Origin of the sequence: Acinetobacter sp. C26M (genome assembly GCF_023702675.1) — a bacterium.
GTDB lineage: Bacteria > Pseudomonadota > Gammaproteobacteria > Pseudomonadales > Moraxellaceae > Acinetobacter.
The window spans coordinates 1,519,366-1,532,415 of sequence record NZ_CP098478.1 but is presented as its reverse complement, the minus strand read 5'-3'; the positions used below and the strand labels follow the sequence as shown (position 1 = coordinate 1,532,415).

At 41.8% G+C, this 13,050-nt stretch carries 11 protein-coding genes; 3 read left to right on the top strand and 8 right to left on the bottom strand.

Annotated features, from left to right (window positions below; genetic code table 11):
* The first annotated feature begins 138 nt into the window (after window positions 1-138).
* Entirely contained in the window at window positions 139-1,152 is a 1,014-nt protein-coding gene (locus NDN11_RS06885) for an isopenicillin N synthase family dioxygenase (RefSeq protein ID WP_251111184.1), read from the top strand.
* Between the two features lie 14 nt (window positions 1,153-1,166).
* Here the strand turns inward: NDN11_RS06885 and NDN11_RS06880 are convergent, their stop codons facing one another.
* On the bottom strand, window positions 1,167-1,703 hold the full coding sequence (locus NDN11_RS06880; protein WP_251111504.1) for an ureidoglycolate lyase: 537 nt from the start codon (window positions 1,701-1,703) through the stop codon (window positions 1,167-1,169).
* 67 nt (window positions 1,704-1,770) lie between these two features.
* Window positions 1,771-2,775 carry an allantoicase gene (alc, locus tag NDN11_RS06875; protein ID WP_251111183.1) on the bottom strand — a complete coding sequence of 335 codons (1,005 nt, stop codon included), beginning with the start codon at window positions 2,773-2,775 and terminating at the stop codon, window positions 1,771-1,773.
* Between the two features lie 164 nt (window positions 2,776-2,939).
* On the opposite strand from alc, the gene NDN11_RS06870 reads away from it, so the two are divergent.
* Both NDN11_RS06870 and hpxO read left to right on the top strand, forming a co-directional pair.
* Complete coding sequence (locus tag NDN11_RS06870; protein ID WP_167251391.1) at window positions 2,940-3,653, top strand: FadR/GntR family transcriptional regulator; 714 nt, start codon at window positions 2,940-2,942, stop codon at window positions 3,651-3,653.
* Window positions 3,654-4,098: 445 nt separating this feature from the next.
* Complete coding sequence (gene hpxO / locus NDN11_RS06865; RefSeq protein ID WP_251111182.1) at window positions 4,099-5,256, top strand: FAD-dependent urate hydroxylase HpxO; 1,158 nt, start codon at window positions 4,099-4,101, stop codon at window positions 5,254-5,256.
* A 110-nt stretch (window positions 5,257-5,366) separates the two neighbouring features.
* On the opposite strand, the gene NDN11_RS06860 is transcribed toward hpxO, so the two are convergent.
* The 6 genes from NDN11_RS06860 to NDN11_RS06835 all read right to left on the bottom strand — a co-directional run bounded on the left by NDN11_RS06860 (window position 5,367) and on the right by NDN11_RS06835 (window position 13,041).
* The gene (locus NDN11_RS06860; protein WP_251111181.1) at window positions 5,367-6,662 is read right to left on the bottom strand and encodes an OprD family outer membrane porin; all 1,296 of its coding nucleotides are present in this window, start codon (window positions 6,660-6,662) and stop codon (window positions 5,367-5,369) included.
* A 174-nt stretch (window positions 6,663-6,836) separates the two neighbouring features.
* On the bottom strand, window positions 6,837-8,210 hold the full coding sequence (locus NDN11_RS06855) for a nucleobase:cation symporter-2 family protein (RefSeq protein WP_251111180.1): 1,374 nt from the start codon (window positions 8,208-8,210) through the stop codon (window positions 6,837-6,839).
* Between the two features lie 46 nt (window positions 8,211-8,256).
* Window positions 8,257-8,592 carry a hydroxyisourate hydrolase gene (uraH, locus tag NDN11_RS06850; RefSeq protein WP_251111179.1) on the bottom strand — a complete coding sequence of 112 codons (336 nt, stop codon included), beginning with the start codon at window positions 8,590-8,592 and terminating at the stop codon, window positions 8,257-8,259.
* Complete coding sequence (gene uraD, locus NDN11_RS06845) at window positions 8,592-9,092, bottom strand: 2-oxo-4-hydroxy-4-carboxy-5-ureidoimidazoline decarboxylase (protein ID WP_251111178.1); 501 nt, start codon at window positions 9,090-9,092, stop codon at window positions 8,592-8,594. Before uraD ends, uraH begins: the two co-directional genes overlap by 1 nt.
* A gap of 180 nt (window positions 9,093-9,272) precedes the next feature.
* Complete coding sequence (locus NDN11_RS06840) at window positions 9,273-11,696, bottom strand: glucose/quinate/shikimate family membrane-bound PQQ-dependent dehydrogenase (RefSeq protein ID WP_251111177.1); 2,424 nt, start codon at window positions 11,694-11,696, stop codon at window positions 9,273-9,275.
* A 16-nt stretch (window positions 11,697-11,712) separates the two neighbouring features.
* Complete coding sequence (locus NDN11_RS06835) at window positions 11,713-13,041, bottom strand: carbohydrate porin (protein ID WP_251111176.1); 1,329 nt, start codon at window positions 13,039-13,041, stop codon at window positions 11,713-11,715.
* Between the last annotated feature and the right edge of the window lie 9 nt (window positions 13,042-13,050).

Here is a 13,050-nt window from a genome sequence, read left to right as displayed (position 1 = left end):
GTCATTGCTCAGAAATCAGCTCACTTTTTTATAAAGCTTTCTCTTATGGAACAAGTGCAGCTCTTTTTTGAATGTGACCCCGTCTCTTTCAATCTATTTGATTGGGTCACGGTTTATCCAAAAGATGAGGTTGAAAATATGAATAGCGCCAACGTGACTGCATTAGCTGAAAATGACTACAGCTTAGAAGAACTACAAAAAGAAGCTCGTATGGGAGCTTTGGGTCAAGAAACCTTTGAACGCGAAGTTCGGGTGATTGATTTATCTGACTTCGAACAACGTAAGTATGAAATAGCCGAGCAGCTTTGGGCCGCTGCAACTGATATTGGCTTTTTTCAAGTCTCGCATCATGGTATCCCAATTGAGCAAATCCAAACTGCATTTGACATGACACAACAGTTTTTTTCTCTGCCTGAACCTGTCAAAGCACGCTACCCACTTAATCGAAATGCAGGCTGGGAAAGTAAAGCTCAGGTTCGTCCATCGACCAGTACCCCAGACCAAAAAGAATCCTATCAAATTACCCGCCCACGAATGGAGGGGCTTTATCCGACCGAACAAGAGCTGCCTGACTTTAAAAATACTATGCTGGAGTTTGAACATGCCTGTTGGCAAGTCGGTATGAAAATACTCTCTTGTTTTGCCTATAAACTGGGCTTTACAGATAATTTCTTTAGCCTTGCCCATGATCCTGAACAAGAAAGCTATCAAAGTACCTTAAGAATGTTGCACTACTATGCCATTGATCCTACTTTAAAAGATCAATTAGGCCTATGGCGTGCAGGTGCACATACCGATTTTGATTGTTTGACCTTATTGTTCCAACGTAAAGGTCAAGGTGGTCTGCAAGTTTGCCCTGGTAAGGATATGGAACAACAACAATGGACCAGTATCGAACCACGTGATGATGTAATCACCTGTAATATTGGCGATATGCTGATGCGTTGGAGTGATGATCAATTACCTTCTAATTTCCATCGTGTCAAAAATCCAGAAGCCAATGAGTATCAAGGGGCTCGTTATAGTCTGGCGTTCTTCTGTCAAGCCAATGAAGATGTGCTGATTGAAAGTCCACAACAGAAATATCCAGCAATCACAGCCAAAGAATATTTAAAACAACGAATTAGTGCGAATTTTAAAGGGAAATACTAAAACTACTAAGTCAGTCAGAGATTCACAATCTCTGACTGCACTAAAGCCTCAGTGATCCAGCACGGTTGAGATAAATGATGGACATCACAATTACTGCCACCACCAATCCGATCAACCACGAGAAAATCACTGTTTGCCTCTAAGGTAATTAAAGGATGGTGCCATACCCCTTGATGGTAACTGATTCCCTGCTGCCCATTGCTGATAAAAGCATAAATTCGCTGCTCATCAGGTCGTGTTTGATCAAACGGCAGTGCCACAACAATAATAAATTTCTGTTGTTGCAGCGGAATAAAGGACTGTGAACCGTGAGGATGTCGTTCTAGCATCTCAATCTGAAATGGAACCGATGTTGCAAACAGATTATGAAAAATACTCATCCCAACTGCGGCCTGATCTCCTGAAATCTGTGCCAAAGAAAGCGCATGATAACGTTCAGTGAGCCCCTGATTAATTGGGATAAAGTCTTTGCCACACTTTTCAATCACATCGCCAAATGGTGCAAAGCTATCTTGAGTTAAAGGTCGAATTTCAATATTTTTTTCATGCATATGTTTATTCTCTTCCATTTCTTATCAGCCCCATTGAATCACAATGAGGCTATTCACTCATGAGAAATTACTTAACCACTTTCCCCCATAAACGAATCCGACTAATCCCACCATCAGGAATCATATTGACACGGATATAATTCACTTTTTGATGTTGAAGTACTTCCGCAACATACTCATGAATATTGTCCATGGTCAAAGGCTGCTGCTCCAATAAAAAGGGCCAGAACATACTCTGTGGAATAAGCTGCGCATCGGTTGCATCTTCAACATAAGCGGCTTGAATCGAACAAAATGCAGGAAAATTGCCTTTAAAGTAAGCAGTATCCACTTCAATTTTTTCAATCTGCCCTGTTTGTCCTAAAGCAATAATGCACCAATCAAAGCCTGGTGCACGGCGGCGTTTTGTCTCCCAACCATCGCCCATGTTTAAACCGCGATGAGGACTAAGCAAATTATTCGGATGGCCGAAATGCGCATCACTAAAGGCCACAATACGCCCGCCATTTTTTAAACCAATTAAATCCATCTGCTGAGTTGTATCAATATTTTCGAGCACCACACGGCCATACACACGTAAACGGGCGATACCACCATCAGGGAAAATATTGATCCGAATATGAGTAATTTTCTGTGCTGAGCAATCAAAAAAATGATGCTGATCTGGAGATAGAACGGTATTTTCTAATAATGTCGTCCATGTTATACCTTCCAATTGATCATCTGGCGCATAACAGCCCTTAATGGAAGCAGATGCTGGATAATTGCCTGTAAAGAATGAGGTATCAATATCAAATCCTGATACAACCCCTGTCACACCTAAACGAACAATACACCAGTCATAACCTGCTTCACGCTTGCGCCGTGTTTCCCAACCATCCATCCATTTGCCGTGATCATCATATTTTCCTTCGATGAATTGAGCGGGTGTGCTTTGCAACATTCTTACAGCTTCTGCAAAAAACTCATCGGAACAACTCACGATACCTGCACCAATTCTGGCATCCGCAAGATTGGTTAGGCTTTGAAAATGGTTAGGTAAGGCTATGCTTTTAGCAATATGCACTGTCATTGATCATTCCTGAAAATTTCATTTCTATTCTATTATGCAAGATCCAGTCCAACTGGTCTGACCTGTTGTCAAAAATATAGCGATTTTCAATCAAGAACACCAACACAAAGATAAATTTTGTGTAGAATCAAACTGTTTATTTTTATATTTAAGGTGCGTTGTTGATGAGTCCACAAGCGATGCTCAATGGAAAATCATCTCAGGTGACTGAGCAAGCGGTGGAAGTAATTCATCAACGCATTCAACAAAATACTTATGCAGTCGGTTCTGCCTTACCATCACAACGTGATCTTGCTCTTCAATTAGGAATCAGCCGTGCTTCTTTACGTGAAGCATTAACCCGTCTTGCAGCCTTAGGTCTGTTAGAAATCAAGGCTGGTAAAGGTGTTTACGTTATTTCACAGCATAGCCAAGCGGCAGAACAATGGGATGGTGAGCATCGAATTTCACTCAAGGATTTCTACCAATTACGTTATGTACTGGAAGGCTTTTGTGCACTGCTCGCCTGTGAATATTTAACCGCACAAGATAAATCTATCTTAGAACAACATCATCAAGCACTCACTAGTGCAATTCAAGAACAGAATTGGCAAGCAGCTTCTGAAGCTGATTATGCTTTTCATCAGCACATTATCCTATTAAGCCATAATCAATCTATTATTCAGACACTTAAAATGCATACTGAATGGATCAAAAAGAGTCAAATTCTGCCTTTCCTACAACCTAATTTGGCATTTAAAACCATTCAGGAACATGAAGTCATTCTACAAGCCTTATTTAAACAAGATGCTGCAGCGGCAGAAAAAGCCATGCAAGCGCATATTATTGGGGCTGCGCAACGGGCGGGTGTGTACTTTTCTCGACATGAGAATGTTTAAAAAGTCCCTTATTTAATTTGAATATAAGCATCTATTCACTATCGTGACTGGCGGCATGGATACCGCCTGTTTAGCTGTGGTATCAGGGAAGTACCATCAGCTAAACAAAGGATTTTTGTTACTTTTGATCCTTCAAAAGTAAGGTAAAAAATTATCGTTTTAAATTCTACCGAAGCAAAATATTTATGATGTGCTTTAAACATAGGTAACCTTTCACAATCACATTAGTTGAAGAAAAATCTTACATTTGTTTTAGCTAAAAACTTGAACTTTTATTAACGCACCACTTTGCCCCATGCTTTGAACCACATCAAAGCAACCTTTCTAATTCTGCTTTTTAATAAAGCAAAACATCTGGTATGACCAGTAAAACCAGTTATTAGAATTGGCACACTTCTCGCTTAGAACTGTTTAGAAACTTATTTATATATTTAGGGTCTGAACAATGAATATTGCGATTGTAGGTGCAGGTATGGGCGGTTTAACTGCTGGTATCGCTTTAAAAAAATTTGGTCATCAGGTCACGATTTACGAACAAGCAGCCGAAATATTACCTGTTGGAGCAGCGATTTCACTTTGGTCAAATGGGGTCAAGTGCCTCAATTATCTGGGATTAACCGAGCAAATTCAGGCTTTAGGTGGACAAATGGAATCTTTGGCTTATATGGATGGACTGAGCCAACAAACCATGACCCAATTTAGTTTAACACCTTTATATAAAGAAGTTGGCCAACGTGCCTATCCTATTGCACGAGCAGATTTACAACAACTATTAATGCGGCAATTTGGTTTGGAAGATATCAAACTCGGCATGAAAATGACTGAAATTGAAACTCATCAAGATGATGTCACGATTCATTTTCAGGATGGTTCTCAAATTACAGCCGATCTATTGATTGGTGCAGATGGTACACACTCTCTCACTCGAAAATTTGTGCTCGGCTATCAAGTTGAACGTCGCTATGCAGGTTATGTGAATTGGAATGGGCTTGTTGAAGTCGATGAAGAGATTGCCCCTGCTTTGCAATGGACCACTTATATTGGTGAAGGAAAACGGGTATCACTGATGCCTGTTGCACAAAATCGTTTTTATTTTTTCTTCGATGTGCCATTAGCTGCAGGACTGACAAATGATCGTGAATATTATAAACAAGAGCTAAAAGCACATTTTCAGGGTTGGTGTCAGCCTGTACAAAAACTCATAGACTGTTTAGATCAACAAAAAACCAATCGTGTTGAAATCCATGATATTGAACCTTTTATGGATTTCTATAGAGGACGAGTGGTATTGTTAGGTGATGCAGCACATAGCACCACGCCAGACATTGGACAAGGCGGCTGCCAAGCGATGGAAGATGCGATTTACCTTGCCCGTGCCCTGCAAATCAATACCTTCGGTTTAGATGATGCCTTAAAACGCTACCAAAACAAACGGAATGATCGATCCAAAGAAATGGTACTCAGAGCACGTAAACGTTGTGATATCACTCATATGAAAGATCCAGAAGTGACCCAAGAATGGTATCAATCACTATATCAGGAACAAGGCTCACATATCATGCAAGGGATTATTAGCAATATTATTGGTAATCCACTGGATTAAGTATTTATCTTTTTAACTCCCCCCGATCAAGGGGGCTTTTTTTAGCTTTTTTATCATAAAAAAATGCACACCTCTTGTGAGGTATGCATTAGCTACAATGGCCCAATCAATCAAAACTTATAACTCAACGCAAAACGGTTTTGTAAAAAATTCTTGTCATAGCGTGGCGAAGTCTGAATCCCAGCAAAATTACTGACACTGAAACCTTTTAAAGCACCTGTGAAATTATAAATACCGAACAGCATATATTCGGATTGATTACGACTAGCAACACTCTCGGTTTCTTTTAAATCCATATATGAATAGCGTGCGCCTGCAATGACTTGATCAGATACTTTCCCCTCTAAGGATAACATTAGTGCATTGCCCGCACCTAAATCCTGGGTACTGGTAAAAAAGGGTTGTGCAAAGATTTCACCAGATGAGGTTTGGCTAGCGTATGGCATTAATAAAGCCCCATTTAGATAGCTGTTTTGGTTTGGCTTAATATAGTTATAGGCGACCTTCATACTGGTAGTAGGCAATACTTTAAAAGCCGCCTGTACACCCCAGATCTGACTGTTGATCTCACCTGCAAATGCCTTGCCCTGATCTTTACCAGACATATATTGTAGTGAAAACTCAGGAGCGTACTTCAGTTGTGAAAATCCAAGATCCGCTTGGGTATAAATTAACCCGAGATAGTCATCATAGTCCTGATACCACAGTTGTGTTTTGAGGGTTTTATTAGCGTCTAACTCAAAACGTTTCCCTACACCAATTGACCAAACGCCATCCGTTTCAACTTTTGAATTTTGGCGTGAGCTTTTAGTAAACTCATCTTCAGCATAGCTTTTATATTTATTGACCTTGGTCAAACGTAGGAAATCATATTGGTTGCCGATCTGCACATCTGCGGCTTGATATAAAAACATCAATACACGGCGGTCTGCGTAGTCTCCCATAAAAGGTAAATTTAAACGCTGATTACCCACAGTCACCCGAGCCAAATCATTTTTCCATGTCAGATAAGCTTCGGCTAAACCATCTCGATCTTCTTTTAACTCGGAAACTTCATCATTTTTGTTCTTCTCGTCTAAACGACGCTGAATATCATAACCAACAGCTGCCTGTACTCCATAAAAAGGAGCGGTCTCATATTTGATATAGCCCCCAATCACAGCTGTATCTTGATTTAAATTATTCACAAAATAGCCATTATTCAAAGAATAATAGGCTGATTTCACTGCTCCATGCACACTGCCGCAACTCAATACTGTCGACATAGCCGCAACTGAATCATTGCGAGTCTGACAGTCTTGTTGCAAATTAAACAGCCCATTTAAGCTGGTATCTGCCGCCCATGCTTGCATTGTGGCAGTCATCGCAATACTTAAGGTCACTGCATTTAATTTAAGATTTCTCATGAATATTTCCCCGAAAGTTAGATCTAAAAATCGCTTTAGGTCTTTAAAATCCTGTTTTTGGCTTTTTCAAGACAGAAACTCCCCTAGACCTATTCAAAAATGAATAAGCGACTTTTAAATTTTTGTTGATTAAAAAAATGGTTTTTTAGAAATCCGCACCTAATTCGATATTGGTCAATGCCCTGAATTTAATGGCAAAGTCGCAACATCCACAGATTTCTTGTTAAATGGCAAATGATTGAAAATGATATTGAGTAAAATCGCGGTGATACAGGCTGAGCTAATCCCTGAATGCAACAAGGTTTTTACCCAGACTGGAAATTGTGCATAAAACTCCTGATTCACAATTGGGATCATGCCAATTGCCAGTGAAGTCGCCACGATGATCAAATTTTTATGATCGTTATAATCCACTTTTGCTAAAGTACGGATACCACTTGCAGCGACAGTACCAAACAGTACAATGCCTGCCCCACCTAATACTGGCATTGGGATTGAAGCAACCAAGCGTCCCACAATCGGTAATAGTCCTAAAATGATTAAAATGCCACCTGCGGTTGCCACCACAAAACGACTCTTAATTCCTGTAATGGCAACCAAGCCTACATTTTGGGCAAAAGCAGTTTGCATAAATGACCCAAAAATCGGTGAAATAGCACTCGATAACATATCCGCGCGCAAACCATCGCCAATACGTTTGGAATCAACTTTGGTTCCAACAATTTCACCAATCGCAATAATATCGGCAGTGGTTTCTGTCATGATCACCAGGGTCACAATTGTCATGGAGAGAATGGCAGAAAACTCAAATACAGGAGAACCGAAGTGAAAAAAGCTGGGTAAGGCAAATATGGAGCCTGACGTAACTTTAGAGAAATCTGCAAAGCCAGCAAAATAAGCAAGGATGGTTCCCAATACAATCGCGACTAGAATTGCCAAACGACGGAGCATCTGACTACGCAACATACTAAAGATAATCACAATCGCCAACGTCATCACCGCCAAACCTACATTGGCTGGATCACCCCAGTTTTCTGCTTTCGGATTGCCACCCATAATCCAACGGATTGCCACAGGCATTAGCGAAATACCAATCATGGTAATGACACAACCTGTCACCACTGGCGGGAAAAACCGAATGATTTTTGCAAAGAATGGTGTGAGCAATAAGCCAATCAAGGACGCCACAATCACCGCGCCAAAAGCAGATGCCAATCCCCCACCTGTACTGACAATCGCGAGAATAGTGGCAACACCTGCAAATGACACCCCCTGTACAATCGGCAGTTTTGCGCCAAAATGCTTGAAACCGATGGTTTGCAAGACCGTTGCAATTCCTCCGACAAATAGCGCGGCTGCAACCAATAATCCAATTTCAGAAGCTTGCAATCCTGCTGCTGCCCCGATAATTAAAGGTGGTGCGATAATGCCCCCATACATGGTCAAGACATGCTGTAATCCATACATCAGATTTTTACTCATGCCTAAATATTGTTGTTCTGCGGATGTATTTGTATTTGATTCTGAACGTATATTGTCTTGCTGCATGGGTTAATTCCTCAAATTAAGTTCATGATGTCCACATTGTTAAGTTTTAGCTGCCGCGATAAGTTGAATAGGAAAAAGGACTAATTAATAACGGCACGTGATAGTGCTGTTGAATATCAGCGACCTTAAAATCAATACACACACGCGGATAAAAACTATCGACATGTAAAGTGTGAAAATAATCTGCCACTTCAAAAATTAACTGATAATTGGCTTGGATAAATGATTCGATTTTGAATGCAGGAATACGACCATCTGCATCTGTGAATTGCTCATCCAGCAAAATATATTGATGATTGATTTCCTGACGTAATTTCACCAATACCTGACGAGCTGGCTGCCCCAATGCGGCATTTAAAATATGTGTACTAATACCTGCCATTATTGAATCTCCTGTTGTAAACGAAGTAATGCAATTTCACTCAATTGCTGCTTCACTTCGACTTGCTCCTGCTCTACTGTATTTTCTAAACGTCGTTGCAACTCAGACAAGATCTGTTGCCCTGAGCGACCAGCAGCACGGATCAGAAAAATATGCCCAAATTTGTGCTCATAATCTAAATTGCCCTGATAGAGTGCCAGTTGCAGTACCGCATCAGTTTGAATTTGCCCTTGCTCACGCTGTGAAAATTGCTGTTCTTTTTCAGATAAAACTGCTGCCGCTTTTTTCTCACCAATGCGCGGATGTTGCGCCAAGGCTGAATAAATTTCAGGCCATTGCCAGGTTTGGGCTTGCGCGAGTGCAGCTTGGTATAGCTGTTGTTTAAACTGATAAGGCCGTTGCTGTACCAGTTCAAACATCCAAGTTGGGATATGCACACAGTTCTGTAAGACTTGGCTTGCCTCTACAGAGTTCAACTGATTGAATGTTTCGAGTTGCATCGCTGCTCCAATTTATTGCATTGTCTGACTGGTCAGACCAGATAGCATAAATTAAGCAATGAATATGCCAATTCTTGTGCTTAAACCACAAACATCATCAATAAGCTATAAGACTCAGATTGAAATAAAAAACGGCAACCACGAGGATCACCGTTTTTCATCTTAAAAATTTAAAAGAACTTAGTTCAAGCTATACGCAATTACATAGTCACCATGATCAGGCGATTGACGTGCACCGCCCGCGGTAATCAGCACATACTGCTTGCCATTTTTTGGAGACACATAGCTGATCGGCGTCGCTTGACTACCTACTGGTAAACGCGCTTTCCACAGTTCCTTACCCGAAGATGAATCCAATGCACGCAAGTAATAATCCTGAGTTGCAGCAAAGAATACCACCCCACCTTGTGTTGCCATTGGTCCACCAATGGTTGGCATTCCAATCGGTGCTTTAAGCCCCATTTTGATACCCATTGGACCAGTATCTTGCACGGTTCCCATTGGCACCTGCCATGCAATTTGGCGGGTTTTCATATCAATTGCGGTCATGGTGCCATAGGGTGGTTTTTGGCATGGGATATTCAACTTCGACCAGAAGCGATCTTTGTTGACTTTATAAGGTGTGCCCTTCATTGGTACTGCACCCATTCCTGTATTGACTTTCTCTCCGCCATTGGCTTGAACAGCCAAGTCTTCTGGCGTTTGTTCAATCAACTGAATCCACAGTCCTAAACGCATATCATTGACGAACATATATTGATGACTTGGATCAAAGGCGATACTACCCCAGTTCATGCCGCCCAAAGAACCTGGAAAACTTAAGGATTTATCAGTGCCCGGTGCAGTAAACAAGCCTTCATAACGCATTGATTTGAAGTTGATACGGCACATCAACTGGTCAAATGGCGTTGCGCCCCACATATCCGACTCAGTTAAGGTTTGATTGCCAATCTGTGGCATTTCCACCGAACGTGGTTGGGTTGGGCTGTATTGCTCACCTTTAATATCGGCAGGTTTAACGGGCTGTTCAATCACTTTAGTCAGTGGTTGACCCGTTACACGATCCAATACAAAGAACTGACCAGATTTGGTACCAATCACTACAGCAGGTTTATTGCTGCCATCTTGCATAGGGAAATCTATCAAGCTGGGCTGCATTGGTAAATCAAAATCCCATAAATCATTATGAACTGTCTGATAAACCCACTTTTCCTTACCTGTGGTTGCATCTAAAGCCAGAACAGAAGAATTATATTTATGGTCTAAAGGTTGACGATTACCGCCCCAGACATCGACAGATGAGCTGCCCATTGGCAAGAATACCGTGTTCATTTGTGGATCATAAGACATGGCTGCCCAAGAGTTTGCTGAACTACGTTTATAGGTTTCTCCATCCTTCAACACATAGTTTGGATCTGGATTGCGTGGATCAAAGGCCCAACGTAATTCACCTGTAATGACATCGTATGCACGAATCACCCCACCCGGCATATCTGCGGCAAAGTTATCCGCGATACGACTACCCACCACAATTACCGTACCCGCAATGGTTGGCGCAGAAGTTACCTCAAAACGTGGTGCGGTTGTGCCCTCACCTAAGCCTTTCAATAGGTCAACCGTACCTTCCACACCAAAGTCTTTACAACGTTCACCTGTATCTGCATTAACGGCAATTAAGCGACCATCAGGTGTATTGGTATAAACACGGCGCAGACATGAGGTGTTGTTTTCCACCGCTTTGACAGGAGTTGCTCCAGCCAAAGTTGGCTGAACCAAGGTTTGGGTAGAATCAAAATAAGCAACTCCTCGACAACGCTCCCAAGCATCCGACTTGGAGTTGACTTCCGCTTTCCAAAGTTGTTTACCTGAATCCGCTTCCAACGCAAAAATATTGTTATGCGGGGTACATAGGAAAATCTTATTGCCTACTTGTAATGGTGTCATTTGATCTTCTGCACCATTTCCCGAACCTGTGGTGAAATCACCCGTACGGAAACGCCAAACCTCTTTTAATTGATGTACATTGTCCCGTGTGATCTGATCCAATGCAGCAAAACGACTTCCACCTGCATCCTGACCATAATGCTGCCAGTTGCTCTGCTTCATATCGGTTTTTACAGGAATCAAAGGCAAGACCTGCCCAGAGGCCGCAACCGTTGGATGCGGCTGAAACATTTGATAAAAACCGATTACCATGCCAATAACCGTCAATATTCCCAAACCATAAGCAGGTAAATCTGCACTCGGTTGATATTGATAACGACGGATGGCAGGTAAAGTAAACATCAGCGCGGCAAATAAGCCTGCTGGGAACATCAGTCTTGAAAATAAAGGCCAGAACTCCCAACCTGCATCAATCAATGACCAGAAGATCGTTCCTGCAAAAACCAGACTGAATAACCAGACACCCAATGCTTTTTTCTTAAAAATAAAAACAGCTGAGATGAGCGTAAGTACACCTGAGATCATGAAATACCATGATCCACCCAGCGCTGCGAGTTGAAAGCCACCGACTGTAAAAAACAGACCTGTAAGCAATAAAACCAACGCTAAAATAAAGCACCATATTTTGAGTATGGTATGTGAGCTTGAAGATTCAGTCATCGCTCATCCTCCAGTATTAGAAATTCACGCGCATGCTCAGGCCTGCAACCCATGCATCATCCACTTCTTTAACACCCGCAGGTTGATGGATATATTGCAGGTTAGGTCTTAACATCACCGCAGGTGACCACTGATAGCTATAGTTCAATTCGATATTGAGTTCATCACGCTGGACGGGTACATAATCTGTAGCAAGCGCATCGTATTGCTGATAACCGCGAGTTTCATTCAGTGTAATTTGACGATCTTTATAGCGATCATTGACCAGATAATTGGCAATACCAAAACCAATTGAATCATTTGGACGACGATCAAAAGGCCCTTTGTACCAAAGTGCCAGTTGCTGGGTACTGTTGACTGCCGTGGTCGCTTTATCATTAACTACGGCATTGAAACTGACGTACAAACCACGTTTTGGATCGTCGCCTTTTTGGCTGAGTTGTTGTTGTGCATTCAACCAAAAACTATGTTTGCCATCATGTACTTTGCCTACTGTCGCAATATCATTGGCTTCGGCTGTCGAATAGAGTGCCCCGACTTTATATTCACCAGACAAGCTATTGAAGGCAGCAAGTTTTGGTCGCCATGCTAATTCAACTGGAATGGTTGCGCCTTTGACATGATCCATATCCAGATTAAAACCATCACGATTGCGATCAGTTTTAATATTGTCTGGATTGACTTCGTAGACACCGACACCTAAAGTCCATTCAGGTGCGAATTGATACTTAACATTGGCACCCCATAATCCAACAGGTAAGTTGTACCAGATTGAACCAATCGACTTCCCAAGCTGTCCACCACACAATAATAAATTCTGGAATTCACATTGCGAGCCATTAAAATCTTCTGACATGCCCATACGGCCAATCTTGAACTGTACCGTGTTATCAACAAAGCCCTTTTTCACCCATGCCTGACTCAAACGCCAGATTTTGCCGCGACCATAGATTTCCTGTGAATTGCCGAGTGCACTAGAACGAGGATCTTTAATTCGATCCAAAGTTAAGGCATTACCATCACGTTTAGTGATTAAAAGGCTGGCACTGGTATCTTTCCAGCCTGCAATTTTCTCTAAATCAAAATTGGCACCGAGCGACAATTGCGCTGCATTTTTAAAAGTATTGTCATCGTTATAACCACCATCCAGATTTGTCGCAGCTTGACTCATGATCGAGGCCGTAAATTTATAGCCTTCTTTTTCCAGTTGCTGACGCTGGCCATTCCAATCATCCAGTAACCATTGGCGATCCTGTGACCATGGCTGATCAGCAAAACTGGATTGAGCAGCACATACAGCCACTGCCAGACAGCTCATTTTGAGCAATAATGCATTCGACTTCATATTCGGCCT

What these genes read in the sequence shown, in the direction of transcription:
- NDN11_RS06885 (WP_251111184.1), top strand. Translation starts at nt 139, where the DNA reads ATGAATAGCGCCAACGTGACTGCATTAGCTGAAAATGACTACAGCTTA.
- NDN11_RS06880 (WP_251111504.1), bottom strand. Translation starts at nt 1,703, where the DNA reads ATGCATGAAAAAAATATTGAAATTCGACCTTTAACTCAAGATAGCTTT.
- alc (WP_251111183.1), bottom strand. Translation starts at nt 2,775, where the DNA reads ATGACAGTGCATATTGCTAAAAGCATAGCCTTACCTAACCATTTTCAA.
- NDN11_RS06870 (WP_167251391.1), top strand. Translation starts at nt 2,940, where the DNA reads ATGAGTCCACAAGCGATGCTCAATGGAAAATCATCTCAGGTGACTGAG.
- hpxO (WP_251111182.1), top strand. Translation starts at nt 4,099, where the DNA reads ATGAATATTGCGATTGTAGGTGCAGGTATGGGCGGTTTAACTGCTGGT.
- NDN11_RS06860 (WP_251111181.1), bottom strand. Translation starts at nt 6,662, where the DNA reads ATGAGAAATCTTAAATTAAATGCAGTGACCTTAAGTATTGCGATGACT.
- NDN11_RS06855 (WP_251111180.1), bottom strand. Translation starts at nt 8,210, where the DNA reads ATGCAGCAAGACAATATACGTTCAGAATCAAATACAAATACATCCGCA.
- uraH (WP_251111179.1), bottom strand. Translation starts at nt 8,592, where the DNA reads ATGGCAGGTATTAGTACACATATTTTAAATGCCGCATTGGGGCAGCCA.
- uraD (WP_251111178.1), bottom strand. Translation starts at nt 9,092, where the DNA reads ATGCAACTCGAAACATTCAATCAGTTGAACTCTGTAGAGGCAAGCCAA.
- NDN11_RS06840 (WP_251111177.1), bottom strand. Translation starts at nt 11,696, where the DNA reads ATGACTGAATCTTCAAGCTCACATACCATACTCAAAATATGGTGCTTT.
- NDN11_RS06835 (WP_251111176.1), bottom strand. Translation starts at nt 13,041, where the DNA reads ATGAAGTCGAATGCATTATTGCTCAAAATGAGCTGTCTGGCAGTGGCT.